Raw genomic sequence first — 16,962 nt, 5'->3', positions numbered from 1 at the left:
TTAGGAATAGTCGTAAAAACGCAACGAATTCGATGTTCGACGCGACAGCGGCGCCAGAATGGCGGCCACGCCCATGGGCGCCGACCACCTCCCGCGCATGAATGGATTTCCTGCACCGCGTCGGCTTCGCCTGGCGCTCCTGGACGATCACGAAGTCGTCCGTCGCGGCACCGCCCTGCACCTGTCAGGCGATCTCCGCTTCGACATCGTCGCCAGCCACGGTTGCAGCAACGAACTGCTCTGCAGCCTGCAACGCACACCAGTGGATGTGGCCATCATCGATCTCACGCTTGCCCGTGACGACCTGGGTAGCCTCGAGCTGGTTGCGCTGCTGCGCCGGGAATTTCCGCGCACGCCATTGCTGGCCTTCGCCACGCTCTGCCCCACCACCAACCTCAACAGCCTGATCGATGCCGGACTCAACGGATTCGTCAGCAAGGCCGAACCGCTTGCTGCATTGTCCGACGCCATCGTACGTGTTTCCCAGGGCCTGACCCGGGTTCCACCGGACGTCAGGCTGGCCGGCGATCGCGGCGAGCTCAGCCGCAACGAGCGCGAAGTACTCGGCCTGCTGTTGGAAGGCTTGACGGTCTCCGAGATCACATTGCGGCGGCACCGCAGCATCAAGACTGTCAGCACGCAGAAGGTTGCTGTGCTGCGCAAGCTGGGATTGCGCAGCGACGTGGAAATCTACGCACTGCGCGAACGACTGGAGACACCGTGAGGCGCCAGCCGCCGTTGCGCCGCCGCTTCCTGTCCACGGGGCTGCTGGCGCTCCTTCTCCTGCCGGCTGCCTCGGCCGAAGATATCCGCTCGCCACGCTGGCTGCCGGGCAGCACTGTACGGGTCGCCACGACTCCCTCCCTGCGCCCCCTGCCCGCGGCCCTGGCCGATCCGTCATCACCGCCAACGCTCGCCCATGGCTATGCCAACCTGGTGGCGCGGCACGCCCAATTCCGTTTCCTGGAACACCCCTACCCGACAACCGCCGCATCAATCCTCGCTGTATGCCATCACGAGGCTGACCTGGTCATGGTGTTTGGCGGCGCAAGGCACCAGCCGCTGCCCTGCCCCGGCCTTGCCGCGTCCACCGCATTCCGTGGCGGCGCCACCCTGTTGGCCGGACGCGCCGGCGAGTGGCTGCCACGGGAGATGCGCGAACTCGACGGCCGGGTCATCGCCGTCGTTGAAGGCGGGCCCTACGCCAGCTGGCTGCACGCGCATCACCCGCAGGTCCGGCTGCGGCAGCTGCCAGACCGGCATGCAGCACTGGCGGCAGTCGAAAGCGGGCTGGCGGACGTGGCGATTGGCCTGGAGCCCACGCTGCGCCCCCTGGTTCGACGCCATTTCAATGGCAGCCTGCGCCTGCAGCCGTTCGATAGCGGTTTCTCCACCGACCTTTACCTGCTGGTTCGCCGGGAAGACCAGCAACTGCTTGGGCGCATCGAACAGGCATTGCGGGAGATCACACTGGAAGAGCACGCAGGCCTGCTCCACCTATGGGCAGGCCAGACCCTGCCTGCCGCGGCCGGGAATGCACTGGACTGGATGCAGGCGTCGCCCCCGCGCGGGTGGCTGCTGCTGGGCCCACTGCTGATTGCCCTGCCGCTGCTGTGGCTCGCAATGCGCCACCTGCGGGCGCGCGGTGACCGAAGCAGCGCGCATGCCATCGGCGTGATCAGCCACGAGATGCGCAACTCGGCGCAGGCCGTGCTGACCTCGATCGAGCTGCTGGGGCAATCGACATTGCCCAAGGGCGAGCGTGACCTGCTCGCCGCTGCCAGCAGCGCCAGCCAATCCCTGCGCAGCCTGTTGAATCGCGCACTGGATTTTTCGCGCCTTGCGAGCGGCGCTTTCAAGCCGCATGCGCAACCCTGCGATGCAACCCAGCTGTGCCGGCAGGCTCTGGAGGCGATCCGGCCACAGGCCCAGCGGAAAGGCCTGCAGCTGCATCTCGATGCCCAGGGCGCATCCCCGTCGAACATCCTGGTGGACGCCGATGCGCTACGCCAGATTGCCAGCAATCTGTTGGCGAACGCAGTGAAGTTCAGCGATTCCGGCCGCATCGAGCTGCGCCTGCAACTGATGCCGGCGGCGCGTCCTCGGGCGCTGCTGCTGGAGGTGATCGACAGCGGCATCGGCATCGCGCCGGCGCAGGTAGCCACCCTGTTCCAGCCTTTCCAGCAAGGCAGCAGCGGACAGCGGCGTGGCGGAAGTGGGCTGGGGCTTTCCATCGCGCGCGAGCTGGCCCGCGCAATGGGCGGCGACCTCACCGTGCACAGCGTGCTGGGCCGTGGCAGTCGCTTCATCCTGCGCCTGCCGGTGTGCCCGGCTGGCACCGGCGTGGATGCCCAGGACATGCCCGTGGGCGATACGCCACTGGCCGGACTGCACCTGCTGCTGGTCGAGGACCACGAGCTCAATCGCCACGTGATCGCCGAACAGCTGCGGCGCTGGGGCGCAGAGGTGTGCGCCGTGAAATATGCGGCCAGCGCCCTGGCCGAACAGGCACGACAGCCCCGCTCCGTTGCTCTGATCGACATTGGGTTGCCTGGCGCCGATGGTCACGTGCTGGCGCGCGAGCTACGCGGGTCTGCCGGGCGCACCGTTCGCCTGATCGCATTGTCTGCCCGCACCGGACGGCGTCATCGCGCACGCTGCCACCGCTCGGGCTTCGACGCGGTGCTGGCCAAGCCGCTGCGCGCCGCCCAGCTGCTGCCTGCGCTCGACATTGCGCGACCAGAGGGCCTGGGCGCAGCCGCGCAGACGATTGACATGGACGCGGCCTACATCGCCGACATCCACGATGAGCTCGGCAACATGGAGCGGGTTATTGATCGAGCGGATGCATCGGCACTGGGCCATCACGCGCACCGATTGCAGGGCACGCTGCAGATGCTGGGCCAATGCGAGCATGCGGCCATCGCGGCGGAGCTGGTCGACCTGGCGCATGACGCCGCGCCGGACTGGGCCGATGCGCGGCGCCTGCTGGACGTGCTGAAGGCCGGACAGGGCTCCCGCCCAGCGGGAACCCTGCCAATGCCTTGATCAGGCGGCCAGGCGCTCGACCTGGCGACGGGTCAGGTCATTGAAGCGACCCAGCGACATCAGGTGCTGGTGGATCAGTGCCAGCCAGCCGCTGCGGTGCCACTCGACCACGGTGGCTTCCGGCAGCGCAACGAACTTCTCGACGTCCACCACCAGGAAGCCATTGAGGTTGAACTCGCGGCCATCCGGGGTACGCACGGTGGCGTTACGCTCGACCAGCAGGCCGTTGTCGGTCAGGGCCTTGGAGAAGGCCAAGGTCTGTTCGTGCTCGCGGGTGTACTGGCCGCAGAACTCCAGCGCCTGCTGCACCATTTCGGTGGCCTTGCCGTCAACGAACAGCGGCTGGCCTTCCTCGCCGCCCTTGACCACGCGCGGGCTCTCTTCGTCGATGCCCAGCAGGAAGTCATTCTCCGCGCCGGTGTCGATGAAGATGAAGGGGTGGCGGCGCAGGTAGGCCGGAATATAGGCCTCGTCTTCCCACAGGCCGTCCTTGATGAACAGGTTCTGGTCGGACACGCCGACGGCAGCCATCGGAACCGCACCGGGGCCGGCGAACAGGATCGGGAAATGATGCAGCGCCAGCGAGAACTCGCCCAGCACCAGCGGAATGGCGTTGTTGCCGGCGGCGAACTCGAGCTTGCCCGGCAGGATGCGCAGATCGGCGTGCACATCGGCCTGCAGCGGCACCGGACGGGTATAGAACAGGGGAGCGCCGCTCGGCGCCGCTTCGGTGGTGGTGTCGCTGGTGGTGGTCATCTTGGGAACCGTTCGATCATGCGCGCCTGCCATCCCGGGCACGCCAGCGGGAACAACCTGAATCCCGCATTATCAACAAGCTCGATGACAACGGCCACCCCGCCAGCGAACTATTTCAGCTGCAGGGGGTAGCGCTGCCAGAGCACGTGGACCAGGAATCCGGCCAGTTCGGTGTCGCGCGCGCTCACCGCTGCACGGATCTTGTCCAGCAGCACCATGTCGCTGCAGGAGCGCACATCGGCGTGGTTGGCCTGCCCTGCCCGGCGCGCACGATAGCGTGCGGCCCGCTGCGCATCGCTCATCGCATACCCGAACTTGGGCGGACGACCGCGCTTGCGCGGCAGGGTCAGCTCCAGGGTTCCGGGGTCTTTGTCATCACGCATGAGAGGGGTGCGGGCGGCGGCGAGCAACGGGGGGTGCGCAATTTATCGTGAGGCATCACTTTAATCCAGCTTTTTCTGCAGTTCTGTTGCATCGCAATGCAAAAAAACGCATCGCGAGGGCCCCATCCACGCATGGCGTGGATCTAGTGCAGAGCTCGCGACCCGATCACCCGGTAGATCCACGCCATGCATGGATGCGGAAACCCGAACCCACAAAAAAGGGAGCCCGCGAACGGGCTCCCCTCACCTTCTTCATGCAGCGCGCACCGGCTCGTAGCCATGCAGGTGCGCCTCGCTGCTGGCCCGCCCCTGGCTGAGCGAACGCAGCGAGGTGGTATAGCCCACCAGCTGCGCCAGCGGTGCGAAGCCACTGACCTCGGCGCGACCATCCTGATCGTCGATGCGGGCAATGCGACCATGGCGGCGGTTGAGGTCGCCGACCACATCACCCACCGACGCTGACGGCGAATGCACCGTCACCGCCATCACCGGCTCCAGCAGCTGCGTGCCGCCTTCGGCCAGCGCCGCCTTGATCGCCTCGGCGCCTGCGCGATGGAACGCCATCTCCGAGGAGTCCTTGGCATGGGTCTGGCCATCGACAAGACTGACCTCGATGCCGACCACCGGATGGCCCTGGGGGCCTTCCGACAGCGCAGCACGCACACCTTTCTCCACCGCCGCGATGAAGCTGCGCGGCACCACGCCACCGACGATGCGGTCGTTGAATACGACCTGGTCGTCCTCGCGCGGCGATACATCCAGCACCACGTGCGCGAACTGGCCCTGGCCGCCGGTCTGCTTGACCAGCCGCCCGACGACGCCGGTCATCGCACGCATCGGCGTCTCCTGGTAGGCCACGCGCGGCGCACCTACGCCTACGTCGACCTTCCATTCGCTGCGCAGGCGCTCGACCATCACCTCCAGGTGCAGTTCGCCCATGCCCCAGACCAGGGTCTCCGCCGTGTCGCGATCGGTTTCGACGCGGAACGAGGGATCTTCCTGGGCCAGACTGGCCAAACCCTGTGCCATCCGGATCAGGTCGCCCGCACGCGCCGGCTCCAACCGCCACGCCAGCACCGGTGCCTGTGCCTGGATGTTCTCCAGGCGCAGCGGCTGCGCACGACCGCTCAGCGTTTCACCACTGACCGCATCCTTCCAGCCCAGCACTGCAACGATGTCACCGGCCACGGCCTGTTCGATGTCGTGGGTCTGGTCGGCCTGCACCCGCACCAGGCGACTGACACGCCGCCCCTGCGGATGCTGCGAACTGGCCACCGCATCACCCACCTTCAAGGTGCCCGAGTACAGCCGCACGAAGCTCAACGCGCCGTGCTGCTGGTGGGTGATCTTGAACAGCAGGCCGGCCAGCGGACCGTCCGGGTCCGGCGGCAGCACGACCTCGCCCTCATCGCTTTCGGCGCTGACGGCAGGGCGATCCAGCGGCGACGGCAGGTAATCGACCACGGCGTCCAGCAGCGTCTCGATACCCTTGTCCTTGAACGCAGCACCGGCCAGCACGGGCACGCCCGCACCCGCCAGCGTCGCCCGGCGGATCGCCGCGCGCAGCTGCCCGGCATCGATCACGCGACCTTCCAGCCAGGCATCGGCCAGTTGCTCATCGTGATCGGCCACGGCCTCGACCAGCGCATCGCGTTGGGCTTGCCACTGGGCCCGCGCCGCTTGGTCCCACGGGGTCACCGTGGTTGCGGCACCATCCTGCCACTGCAGCACGCGCTCATCGACCAGATCGACCCAGCCGTTGAAGCCACTTTCGCTGCCCAACGGCACGCCCAGCGCCCACGGCCGCGCCCGCAGTTTGTCCTGCAGCTGCTCCAGCACGCGCTCGAACGAAGCGCCGACGCGGTCCATCTTGTTGACGAAAGCGATCAGCGGCACGCGGTGGCGACGCGCCTGGCGCCACACGGTTTCGGACTGCGGCTGCACGCCATCCACGGCCGAGAACACGGCCACGGCGCCGTCGAGCACGCGCAGTGAACGCTCGACCTCGATGGCGAAGTCGATGTGGCCAGGGGTGTCGATCAGGGTCAGCCGATGCGGCGGCAGGTCGCGCGGCGCCCACTGCGCCTGCACGGCGGCAGCGCCGATGGTGATGCCGCGTTCGCGTTCGATCGCCGAGAAATCGGTGGTCGCGTTGCCGTCGTGCACTTCACCGACGCGGTGGATCTCGCCGCTTTTCCACAGCAGGCGTTCGGTCAGCGTGGTCTTGCCGGCGTCGATGTGGGCAATGATGCCAAGGTTGCGACGACGGGAAAGGGTCTGGGTGTTCATAAAGAGGTTCCTGCAAGGCCAACTTCAGGGGCCGCGCACCCCGGTTGGCGACAGGGTGCGCGGCTAGCGTTCGGTCTCGGCGATCTGGTGCATGGCACGTTCTCCTTTGCGGTGCTGGGTAGCGTCGGCTGGGTAGCGTCGGCTGGGTAGCGTCGACTGGGTAGAGTCGACTGTTAGTCGACTAACAAAAACAAAAAGAGCGCCCCGGGGGGCGCTCTGTCGAAGGTCCAGCGATGGCCGCTTCAACGGCCTCGTGGGGCTCCAGGCAGACACGCCCGTTCCGCGTTGGCGCGGGTCAGGGTGAAAAACTTCAGGAGCGGCATCCGGTTCATGGGGCGCATTCTAGACCTGCCAATCTGGCGCGCAAGTGAATATTGCAAACATAAATGGAACGATGAGGCCGACAATGATCGGGGTCAGATCCCTTTGCCCCTGGGCAAAGGGATCTGCCTCCTCTCAGCCCTTACTTGCAGCCGTGCAGCGTGCGCGCCTCGGCCACGGTCGCCGCCTGGTCATCCCCCATCGAAACCCAACCCTTCAGCGACGTCGCCGGGTCAATGTGCGGCAGCCGCGGGCCACCATGGATCAGCACCTCGGTCCAGCTCCCCACCGGCGCCAGTTCGGACAGGCGTGCCGCCTGGTCATCCTCGGTGCTGAACGTGTCGTCCGGGCTCGCCGGGGGCGTCGTGTTCACGGTCTCGGTCTTGCGGGAATGCACACGCAGCGCGCCGCCCGGCATGCGCTGGGTGGTGACGTCGTAGCGCTCGATACCGTACGCCCAATGGCTTTCACCAATGCTGCGGGTCTCGCTTCCGTCATCCGCCACAGCCACCATCTCGCCCGCCGGCCCGACCACGCCCGCGACAGCACCCAGGCCGGACATCAGCGCCTGGTAGACGATCATCTGCCGCTGCTCGGTGCTCAACGCACCGGCCTTGAGCTTGGCAGGGGGAATCTGCAGGTATGCCGCCTCCTTGCAAAGCACCAGCACCTGCTGGTCATCCCAACTCACGGAAATTTCCTCGCTGGCGAAGTACTGCGTCCGGATGGACGCAACAGGAGAACCCGCGCCAGCGGAATGCCGTATCTCGATCAGCGAGGCATTCTCCGCCGCATCGGTCAGCGAAACCGGAGAGGTGGAAGCCGCAGTCGCAGCGCCTGCGAAGCCAACCAACACGGCCAGCAGCGTGCCGCGCGAAATGCTACAGATCATTGCATCAGTCCATTGAGGGAATACCGGTCAGACATGATACGCGGCGACGGCAGCAGATCCGGACTACGTCACCACCACCAACGGCACCCCGCGCCGCGGATGCTCCAGCACCACCACATCCTGCTGATAGACCCGCTGCAGGTTGTCTTCGGTGAGCACCTGCAGCGGCGTGCCATCGGCGGCCACCCTGCCCTGTTCCAGCAACACGATGCGGTCGGCATAGCCGGCGGCCAGGTTCAGATCGTGCAGCACCACGATCACGCACGCACCGGCTTCGGCACAGGCACGCACACTGCGCAACGTACGCTCCTGGTGGCGCAGATCCAGCGCCGCGGTCGGTTCATCAAGCAACAGCAGCGGCGTGTCCTGCGCCAGCACGCGCGCGAACGTGGTCCGGGCGGACTCGCCACCGGACAGCTGCTGCACTTCGCGCAGGCGTAGCGCCTGCAGTTCGGCGGCATCGATGGCAGCTTCCACCCGTGCATCGTCCACACGCGGATCCGGCGGATGCGGCAACCGTCCCATCGCCACCACTTCTTCCACGCTGAAGGCGAAGCGCACGCCATGTTCCTGCGGCATCACCGCGCGCTCGCGTGCCAGCGGCCCCGCCTTGTAACTGGCCAACGGCTTGCCCAGCAGGCTCACCTCCCCCGCATCGGCGCGCAGGTCACCGGCCGCCACCGCCAGCAACGTAGACTTGCCCGCGCCGTTCGGGCCAACCAGCGCGGTCACCGTGCCCGGCTCGAACGCCAGCGAGATGCCATGCAGGATCTCGCGCTGCTGGCGGCGCACCACCACCTGGTGCAGTTTCAGCAGCACGCTCATGGCGCCGCCTTGCGGCGCTGCTGCAGCACCAGCCAGAGGAAGAACGGAGCACCCAGCGCGGCCGAGAACAGGCCCAGCGGAATCTCCGCAGGTGGATCGAGCGTGCGTGCGGCGGTGTCGGCCACCACGATCAGCAGCGCACCGAGCAGCCCGGACAACGGCAGCAGCCAGCGATGACCCGGGCCGACCAGCAGTCGCGCCACGTGCGGCACCACCAGGCCGACGAAGCTGATCGAGCCCGCGAACGCCACCGCCGCGCCCACCAGCAGCGCACTGAACGCGACCAGGCGACGCCGCGTACGGGTCACGTCCAGCCCCAGGTGCTGCGCCTGGCGCTCACCCAGCGCCAGCATGTCCAGCGGCGTGGCCAGTCGCTGCAGCGCAAACACGCCGAGCGCAAACAGCGGCACCACCGCGGCCACGTCGGCCCAGTTGGCGCGCGCCAGCGAGCCCATCTGCCAGAACACCAGCGACTGCAGCTCGCTTTCGCTGGCGATGTAAGTAAGGAACCCAATCAGCGCCGAGCAGAACGCGGCCATCGCGATGCCGACCAGCAGCAGCGTGGCATTCCCACTGCCTTTGCCGGGCCGGGCCAGCGCATAGGTCAGGCCGATCGCCAGCGCGCCGCCGACGAAGGCTGCCACCGGCACCAGCCAGCCGGCCGCACCGGCAGCGCCGAGAACAATGGCAGCCACCGCACCCAGCGCAGCACCCTGGCTGACACCGACGATGCCGGGGTCGGCCAGCGGATTGCCAAACAGGCCCTGCAGGCTGGCACCGGCCATCGCCAGCGACGCACCGACCATCGCGCCCAACAGGGCGCGCGGAATGCGCAGCTGCCAGACCACGGCCAGATCACGGCTGCTGACTGCCCCTGGGTCAAGCAGGCCCAGCTTCACCGCAAGCGCCTGCATCACCTCCAGCGGCGGCAACCGCAACGGACCCACGGCGAACGACGCCAGCACTGCTCCCAGCAGCGCCAGCAACGCCACCATCAACATCGTCCGCCCGCGACGGCGGCGCCGATCCGCCGGACTCATGCCTTCGGCAAGGCTGCCAGGGCCTTGGCCAGCGCCAGCGCGCCCGCACCAGAACCCACGCTGGTGTACTTCAGCTGCACATCCGGCATCACCCAGACCCGATTGGCCTGCCCGGCCGGCGTCTGCTTCAGCGTCGGGTACGCCTTCCACAGGCCTTCGGCACCGCCGAACAGCCGCAGGTCATGCTCGGTCACCAGGATCACCTCCGGTGCCGCGGCGACCACCCCCTCGTTGCTCAGCTGCGAGTAGTTCTTCACCCCGGCCTCGGTGCCGATGTTGATGCCGCCGGCCAGCGCGATCAGCTGCGCTGACGCGCTGTCGGCACCGGCAACAGTGGGCGAGCCGCCAGCGCCGGTGGCCGATACGTGGATCAGTCGTGGCGCATGGCCCAGGCCCTTGCCAATCGCTGCAGCCTCGTCGAGCTGGCGCTGCACCTGCGTGGCCAATGTTTGCCCCGCTTCGGCCAGCCCTAGTGCGGCGGCGACCTTGCGCACCTTGTCCGGGGCCGGCTGCAGATCATCGATGACCACCGCCGGCTCACCGACTTCGCGCAGCTTTTTGGCCAGCTCGGTGTGGCGGCGCAGGCTGTTGCCGAGGAACAGCGAGCCCTGCAGGCTCAGCACGCCCTCCACGCCGGTGGTGCGGTTGAACAGGAACTGGTGCGGCGCGGCCAGGCCGGCCTGGGTGGTGGTGTTGGTCGGCGCGGCGAATACCTGCGTGCCCAGCCCCAGTGCTTCGATCACCGCGATGACGTCGTCGCCACCGGCAATGATCCGGCTGGTATCGGTCACCTCGATATCGGCGCCGTCATCGGAATGCACCTTGGCCGGCAGCATCGCCTTCTGGTCATGCACGGCCGGCAGCTCGGCACCGGCCACGCGCTGCCAGCCTGCCGGCAACGCGGTTTCGGCAGCGGCTGGTGCGGCGGGCGGCTCGGCGGCCTTCTGGCCATCAGGCGGTGTCGACGCGCCGCCACAGGCGGCCAGTACCAGCGAAACAGCCAACGGAAGCGCACACAGGCGCAGACGGGACGCGATGTTCATGCTCGTTCTCCTTGCTGGCAGGGCGGCGCGCACGCCGCCCCACCGTGTGACTTACTGCTTCGGGGTGATGCGGGTGATGCGGTCACCCTTCGGGTCCTCAGCGCCGCGCGACTTGTTCACCGCGAACACGTTGCCCTTGCCATCGGCGCGGACGTGGTTCGGCAGCGTGCCGCCATCAAGATTGGCGACCACCTTGCCGTCACCATTCACTACGGTGACCGTGCCAGCGCCACGGTTGCTGACATAGGCCAGCCCGGAGGCATCATCGAAGGCGACGTTCAGCGCACCGGCGCCGACCGGCACGTCATGCAGCACCTTGCCGGCAACCACGTCGACGATCAGCAGGTTGTCGGTGCCCTGCGAGGCGACGTACAGGCGGTTGCGTGCCGCATCGAAGGCCACGCCCGAGGCACTGATCGAATTACCCAGATCGATGACCTTCTCGACCTTGCCGCTGGCCACATCGATCACCGCCGCTTCCGGGGTGCCGATGCTGACGGTGAACAGCTTGCCGCCCTTCTCGTCCAGCACCAGGCTCATCGGGGTGAACGTGCCGTCGTCCACGCCGGATTCCAGCGTCACTGCCGGCAGCTCCTTGAAGGTCCTGGCGTCGAACACCGACAGGTGGTCCTCGCCCGTTGCCGAGGCGAACACCTTGCCGCGGGTGCCATCGACCACCACGTCGCGCGCGTGCGGCACAGTGTCGGCCGGGAACTGGTGGACCAGCGACAGGTCCTTCTGCCGGTAGACCGCGATCGAGTTCTGGCGGGTGTTGGTCACCCAGACATTGCCGTTGGTGTCATCCACGCCCACGCCGTAGACCGCGTACACCGCACCATTGGTGCTGCCCGGCACCTGCGCCGGGGTGATCGCCCTGGTCACCTTCAGCGACGTCGGGTCCAGCTTCAGCAGCTGCGACTGGGTCACCGGCGGGCGACCCACCGCCGAGGTCACGAACACTGCGTTGCTGGCGGCACTGTAGGCGGACTGGTACAGGCCCGGCACCAGCTTGCTGGACCGGGTGGCGAACTGCGCCTGGCCGGACAGCGGCAACTGCGGCGACACGCGCAGCTTCAGCACCGTGGCCGCAGCCGGCTGGCTGGCGCGCACCACCACCGGGTGGGTGCCCGGCACCGCGTCGGCCGGAATGCTCAGCTGGGTCTTGAAGTTGCCATCGGCATCGACCACCACCGGCTGTGCGTTGAGCACGCTGTCGCCACGCAGCAGGCTGACCTTCTGGCCCGGCACGAAACCACGGCCGACCACGTCGGCGGTGCTGCCGGGAACCACGTTCTCACCGCGTGAGACGACCTCACCCTTGAAGGTGGCGTTGGCCGGCTGGTCGAACACTGGCTGCGCGGTGGCGGTCACTGCCAGCAGCAGGCCGGCAGCGAGAGAGGTAAGACGGAGAGACGGACGGAACGACATGGCAGGCTCCTTGCACACGTAGGCCGCGCCACGTGGCGCGGGGGTCATCGGTTGCCTGGGCCGCTGCACGTCGGCAGCCTCGCCTGGGTAGTGGGGTCGCACGGCAGCGCGTGCGAAGGGATTCATTCGGCGGCGTTGTCACCGCCATTGGGCGCGCCATCGCCGGCGCTGCGATCGGTCACGCCGTACAGCTCATGCAGCGCCGCATGGAAGGACGCCGGCAGCATCGGGCCGTGGCCAAGGCCGGGGAACTCGCGGTACTGCACGCTCAGGCCCGGCACTTTGCCCAAGCGCTCGGACAGCTGCATCGCCGCATCCGGGGTGGCGCCACCGATGCGGCGCAGGTGCGCGACCACGCGCGGATTGTTCATGTCGCGCTTGCCGCGATCACCGACACGCTCGGCACCGCCCAGCATCAGCCAGAGCCTTGCCGGTTGGCCGTGCACGTTCTGCACGAACTGTTGTTCCGGATCCCCCAGCGCCGCACCCTGGCTCCACCACAGCGACGGGCTGGCGGCCAGATAGGACTGGAAGGCGGCCGGACGCGTGTACAGCGCATTGAGCACGAACAATCCACCCAGTGAGTGGCCCCACAGCGCTTGCTGCTGCGTGTCGATGCGTGCGCGACGCTCCACTTCCGGCTTGATGCGGCGCTCGATCACATCCAGGAACGCGGCAGCCCCACCGCCGACCGCCTGGGTCGTACCGCTCTCATCGTCGGCGCGGTCGATCCACGCGGTGTAGTCGCGGGTGCGCGCCTTGGAATCGATGCGCAGGTCGTTGTCGTAGCCGATCAGCACCAGCACCGGCGGCGCCTTGCGCGCGGCCAGCTCGGCCAGCAACGGCTGATCCAGGACCATCGCGACGGCGTTGCCGTCCAGCGCGTACAGCACCGGAGAGGGCACCTTGCCGGCCTTGGCCGGGATCGCCAGGTTCACCCGCCAACGGCGCTGCTGGTCCGGGCTGTCCACCACGAAATGCTCGAAGCGATAGCTGGCCGCCGGCTCGTCGAGCACGGTGCGGCCGATCTTCTGCAGCGGGTTGCGCTGCTGTGCATGGGCATATGGGGTGACCAGGAGCAGACCCATCATCAAGGCGGCCAAGCCGCGGGCCAGCGGACCACGGCGCGAAGGCGGAACAAAGTGCTTCATCAGCGGCGGCAGAAGCGGCCCAGGGCCGCCGGTTCACAAGGGACCGCAGTCTACCTTAAACGCGAATGATTATCACATCGATCAAACGTCACGCTGTGTATCACGCGCGCGCATGCCCGGGTTGCGCAAGGGGCAGCAATTCCCCTATTTTGCCGCCCATCGGGGCATTGGATCGCCCCGCTTCCAGCGCAGCCATGGATGGCGGGCACTTGCCGCCATCCGGGTCGCGTTCATCTGCACACAACCGCCATGGGATTGGATCCCATGATTGTGAGACCCCCTTGAAGCACACCACCCTGATCGCCCTCTCCCTCGGCCTGCTTGCGCCGCTGGCCGCCCATGCCGCACAGGACCTGCCAACGCTCTACCAGGCCTTTGAAGAAGCCGGCAATTCGTCACTGGGCATGGACCAACTCAACCAGACGGTGACATTCACTGCCGTAGCCCTGAGCGTTTCCAGCAACCTGGCGGGCGAGCCGCTGATCGAGGCCGGCGACGACCAGGGCAATGTCCTGGCCCGGCTGACCAGCGACGACGAACAGCAGGCGGCCAAGCTGGGCGCACTGGAAGAAGGCGCGACGTTCACCGCCAGCTGCACGCTGCAGTTCAGTTCCGGCACGGACTACCTGTCCTTCGGCGACTGCACCATCAAGTAAAGACGAAGCCGGCGAAATGCCGGCTTCTTTTCTTTGCCTCTTGTGGAGTCGAGCCATGCCCGACTCGCGGAATGTCACGGCCCCGAAGGCACCGGACCATAAGCATTTTCCTGCGGCGTGCCCGGCAGCAGCGCGAATACGAAGATCACCAGGCCGCCGAACGGAACGAAGGCCAGCAGGTACATCCAGCCCGACTGGTTGCAGTCGTGCAGGCGGCGCACGGTGACGGCGATGACCGGCACGAACGTGGCCAGCCAGAACACGACAAACAGGATGATCGACGCGATGCCCAGGACGTCGGACTGCATCACCAGCCCGGCAACGAGCGGCACCATCAGGACGGCGGAGACGATCAGCATGAACAGCTGGAACATCCAGTACTCACGACGGTTGGCACGCCCCTCGAACTGGGCGTAGCGCTTCAACGGCAGAATCATTTCCTGCACGGCATCAATCCTTGAAAAAGTGGCCGCGCAGTGTGCCAAAGACCGGCGCCGGGAACAATGTGGAGCCGAGCCATGCTCGGCTGCCATTGGCCCTGTAGAGCCGAGCCCATGCTCGGCTGCCGTTGCCGCAGGCGCTGCTGGCCCGGTCCAGAGCGGAGTCGAGCGCGGCTCGACGCTACATAAGCCGGGTCAGCGACCCTTTGCCGCCCTCGCCGCTTCGCGCTCGGCACGCAGCCGGTCCAGCTTTTCCTTCAGCTTGATTTCCAGGCCACGCGGCACCGGGTTGTAGTACACCCGTTCGCCCATCGCATCCGGGAAACCCGTCTGGTCCAGCGCGATGCCACCCTCGGCGTCATGGTCGTACTGGTACTCGGCGCCGTAGCCGAGCTCCTTCATCAGCTTGGTCGGTGCATTGCGCAGGTGCAGCGGCACTTCTTCGGTACCACTCTCGCGCACGTCGGCCTTGGCCTGGTTGAAGGCGGCATAGCCGGCGTTCGACTTGGCGGTGCTGGCCAGGTAGAGCACCAGCTGGGCGAACGCCAGCTCGCCTTCCGGGCTGCCCAGCCGCTCGTAGATGTCCCAGGCTTCCAGCGCCATGCTCTGCGCGCGCGGATCGGCCAGGCCGATATCCTCGATGGCCATGCGGGTCAACCGGCGCGCCAGGTAGGACGGGTCGCAGCCACCATCGAGCATGCGGGTCAGCCAGTACAGCGCGGCATCCGGGTTGGAGCTGCGTACCGACTTGTGCAGCGCCGAGATCTGGTCGTAGAACTGCTCGCCGCCCTTGTCGAAGCGACGGGTGCGATCGGCCAGCACCTGGGTCAGGGTCTGCGGCGTGATGCGCCCTCCCTCCCCGCCCGCCAGTTCCGCGGCGATTTCCAACAGGGTCAGCGCACGGCGCACATCACCATCGGCAGCGGTGGCGATTTCCAGAAGCAGTTCGGGGGCGACCTCGATGCCCTCCTCGCCCAGTCCGCGCTCGCGATCACCCAGCGCACGTTCCAGCGCCTCGACGATGTCGGTGGGCGAAACGCCTTCCAGGACATGCACGCGGCAACGCGACAGCAATGCGGAATTCAACTCGAACGACGGATTCTCGGTGGTGGCACCGACGAACAGGATCGTGCCGCGCTCGATGTGCGGCAGGAAGGCGTCCTGCTGCGCCTTGTTGAAGCGATGCACCTCATCCACGAACAGCACGGTGCGGCGGCCTTCGGCGAAACGCTGCGCGGCCTCGGCCAACACCTGGCGCACCTCCGGCAGGCCGGAGAGCACGGCGGAGATGGCACGGAATTCTGCGTCGGAGTATTCGGCCAGCAACAGCGCCAGCGTGGTCTTGCCACACCCTGGCGGCCCCCACAGGATCATTGAATGCACGCGACCGGACTCGACCGCGCGACGCAGCGCGCTGTCCGGCGCCAGCAGGCGCTTCTGCCCAACCATTTCGTCGAGAGTGCGCGGACGCATGCGCTCGGCCAGCGGGCGCAGGTGTTCCCGATCGACGCTCAGCAGATCGGGACCAGGGAAGGAAGTTGAACGATGTCTTGCCACCCGGTCATTGTACCGCGCCGCCCAACGGTAGCGCCGGGCCGTGCCCGGCGGCGGGACGCGATGTCTGGTAGTGCCGGCCGCTGGCCGGCAGATCCCAAGCGTGCCAACCAACGGTTGACACCCACCAAGGCGGTCCCGGTTGAAACCCACCAGAGCAGAAAGCGCCGGGCCATGCCGGCGATCAGGCCGCACGGGTGGTAGTGCCGGCCGCTGGCCGGCAGATCAAGAGCGTGTCAACCAAGGTTGACACCCACCATGACGGTGCCGGTTGACACCCGCCAGAGCAGACAGCACCGAACCCTGCCCGGCAGATCAGGCCACAGGATCGGTAGTGCCGGCCGCTGGCCGGCAGATCAAAAGCGTGTCAACCAAGGTTGACACCCACCAAAGCGCCTCCGCCCACAGGTCAATTACCGATGACGTCGGTACCCTTCGGCGGGGTGAAGCTGAAGGTGCCGGCCGCGAAGCCCGGGTTGCGCTTCCAGCCACTGAAGCTGATCACGGTGCGCTGGCCGACGGCGTCGGTGATTTCCATCTTGGCCAGGCCCTGGGCATTGAAGCCCAGCGCGGCATACTGGAAGCTGGCTTCGGTCTCGCGCTTCGGCGACAGCGACAGCCACTGCAGGCCGTCGCGCTGCGCAGCCTCTTCACTGACGTCGTACTGCTGTTCCAGCAGTGCCGGGTTGATCAGCGCGGTCAGCGGGCTGTTCTGCTCTTCCTTGCCCTGCTCACGCACGGTGGCCTGCTCCAGGTCCGGTTCGTACATCCAGACCTTCTTGCCGTCGGCCACGATCAACTGCTCGTGCGGGCGCACGTATTCCCAGCGGAACAGGCGCGGCGCCGACAGGGCCACGCGGCCACTGGTCGATTCCTTCACCTTGCCGCGGCTGTCGAACACCTGCTGGCTGAACTGGCCATCCAGGCCCTTCAGGCCACTGGTGAAGGTCTTCAGGTCATCGCGGGCGCCTGCCCAGGCGCTGCCGGCGGCGGCGCAGGCCACGGCCAGGGTGGTGGTGGCAAGGAAACGACGGAAGCGGAAGTTCATGCGGGAATCCTGTAGGCGCGGGCGCCAGGAAAGGTGGTTGCCAGTGTGCCCGGGGAAAGATGAATGGGCGATCAGGGCGACATTATGC

Annotated in this window: 15 protein-coding genes; 3 read left to right on the top strand and 12 right to left on the bottom strand. The window is 67.2% G+C overall.

The window, feature by feature from the left end; all coding sequences use genetic code 11:
- Nucleotides 1-73 precede the first annotated feature (73 nt).
- Nucleotides 74-724: a response regulator transcription factor gene (locus AC5P5W_RS16880; RefSeq protein ID WP_495221293.1), complete on the top strand. Its 651-nt coding sequence runs from the start codon at nt 74-76 to the stop codon at nt 722-724.
- A complete protein-coding gene (locus AC5P5W_RS16875; protein ID WP_495221292.1) occupies nt 721-3,048 on the top strand; it encodes an ATP-binding protein in 2,328 nt (775 codons plus the stop codon). Before AC5P5W_RS16880 ends, AC5P5W_RS16875 begins: the two co-directional genes overlap by 4 nt.
- On the opposite strand, the gene AC5P5W_RS16870 is transcribed toward AC5P5W_RS16875, so the two are convergent.
- From AC5P5W_RS16870 to AC5P5W_RS16830, 9 genes are all read right to left on the bottom strand, one after another.
- Complete coding sequence (locus AC5P5W_RS16870) at nt 3,049-3,804, bottom strand: SapC family protein (protein WP_032961063.1); 756 nt, start codon at nt 3,802-3,804, stop codon at nt 3,049-3,051.
- 110 nt (nt 3,805-3,914) lie between these two features.
- Nucleotides 3,915-4,187, bottom strand: coding sequence for a hypothetical protein (locus AC5P5W_RS16865; RefSeq protein ID WP_005409616.1), 273 nt, complete (start codon nt 4,185-4,187; stop codon nt 3,915-3,917).
- A 252-nt stretch (nt 4,188-4,439) separates the two neighbouring features.
- Nucleotides 4,440-6,476, bottom strand: coding sequence for an elongation factor G (gene fusA / locus AC5P5W_RS16860; RefSeq protein ID WP_111206862.1), 2,037 nt, complete (start codon nt 6,474-6,476; stop codon nt 4,440-4,442).
- A gap of 463 nt (nt 6,477-6,939) precedes the next feature.
- Nucleotides 6,940-7,689: a hypothetical protein gene (locus AC5P5W_RS16855; RefSeq protein ID WP_197574271.1), complete on the bottom strand. Its 750-nt coding sequence runs from the start codon at nt 7,687-7,689 to the stop codon at nt 6,940-6,942.
- Between the two features lie 63 nt (nt 7,690-7,752).
- On the bottom strand, nt 7,753-8,514 hold the full coding sequence (locus tag AC5P5W_RS16850) for a heme ABC transporter ATP-binding protein (protein ID WP_164109207.1): 762 nt from the start codon (nt 8,512-8,514) through the stop codon (nt 7,753-7,755).
- The gene (locus AC5P5W_RS16845) at nt 8,511-9,554 is read right to left on the bottom strand and encodes a FecCD family ABC transporter permease (RefSeq protein ID WP_046430486.1); all 1,044 of its coding nucleotides are present in this window, start codon (nt 9,552-9,554) and stop codon (nt 8,511-8,513) included. The genes AC5P5W_RS16850 and AC5P5W_RS16845 overlap by 4 nt, the downstream gene beginning before the upstream one ends.
- On the bottom strand, nt 9,551-10,597 hold the full coding sequence (locus AC5P5W_RS16840; RefSeq protein WP_032961051.1) for a heme/hemin ABC transporter substrate-binding protein: 1,047 nt from the start codon (nt 10,595-10,597) through the stop codon (nt 9,551-9,553). The genes AC5P5W_RS16845 and AC5P5W_RS16840 overlap by 4 nt, the downstream gene beginning before the upstream one ends.
- Before the next feature lie 51 nt (nt 10,598-10,648).
- Nucleotides 10,649-12,025, bottom strand: a complete 1,377-nt coding sequence (locus AC5P5W_RS16835) for a YncE family protein (RefSeq protein ID WP_197574272.1) — start codon at nt 12,023-12,025, stop codon at nt 10,649-10,651.
- Nucleotides 12,026-12,147: 122 nt separating this feature from the next.
- The gene (locus AC5P5W_RS16830; protein WP_032961047.1) at nt 12,148-13,176 is read right to left on the bottom strand and encodes an alpha/beta hydrolase; all 1,029 of its coding nucleotides are present in this window, start codon (nt 13,174-13,176) and stop codon (nt 12,148-12,150) included.
- A 281-nt stretch (nt 13,177-13,457) separates the two neighbouring features.
- Between AC5P5W_RS16830 and AC5P5W_RS16825 the strand changes: the two genes are divergently transcribed.
- Nucleotides 13,458-13,832: a hypothetical protein gene (locus AC5P5W_RS16825; RefSeq protein WP_014647092.1), complete on the top strand. Its 375-nt coding sequence runs from the start codon at nt 13,458-13,460 to the stop codon at nt 13,830-13,832.
- A gap of 74 nt (nt 13,833-13,906) precedes the next feature.
- On the opposite strand, the gene AC5P5W_RS16820 is transcribed toward AC5P5W_RS16825, so the two are convergent.
- The 3 genes from AC5P5W_RS16820 to lolA form a co-directional block, all read right to left on the bottom strand.
- The gene (locus AC5P5W_RS16820; RefSeq protein ID WP_014647091.1) at nt 13,907-14,278 is read right to left on the bottom strand and encodes a DUF805 domain-containing protein; all 372 of its coding nucleotides are present in this window, start codon (nt 14,276-14,278) and stop codon (nt 13,907-13,909) included.
- A gap of 189 nt (nt 14,279-14,467) precedes the next feature.
- Complete coding sequence (locus AC5P5W_RS16815) at nt 14,468-15,745, bottom strand: replication-associated recombination protein A (RefSeq protein ID WP_014037159.1); 1,278 nt, start codon at nt 15,743-15,745, stop codon at nt 14,468-14,470.
- Nucleotides 15,746-16,235: 490 nt separating this feature from the next.
- The gene (gene lolA / locus AC5P5W_RS16810) at nt 16,236-16,874 is read right to left on the bottom strand and encodes an outer membrane lipoprotein periplasmic chaperone LolA (protein ID WP_005413289.1); all 639 of its coding nucleotides are present in this window, start codon (nt 16,872-16,874) and stop codon (nt 16,236-16,238) included.
- Nucleotides 16,875-16,962: the final 88 nt, after the last annotated feature.

The sequence above is a fragment of the Stenotrophomonas sp. YJH_SMC_123 genome (genome assembly GCF_059368215.1).
This window is presented reverse-complemented; position numbering and strand designations above follow the sequence as displayed.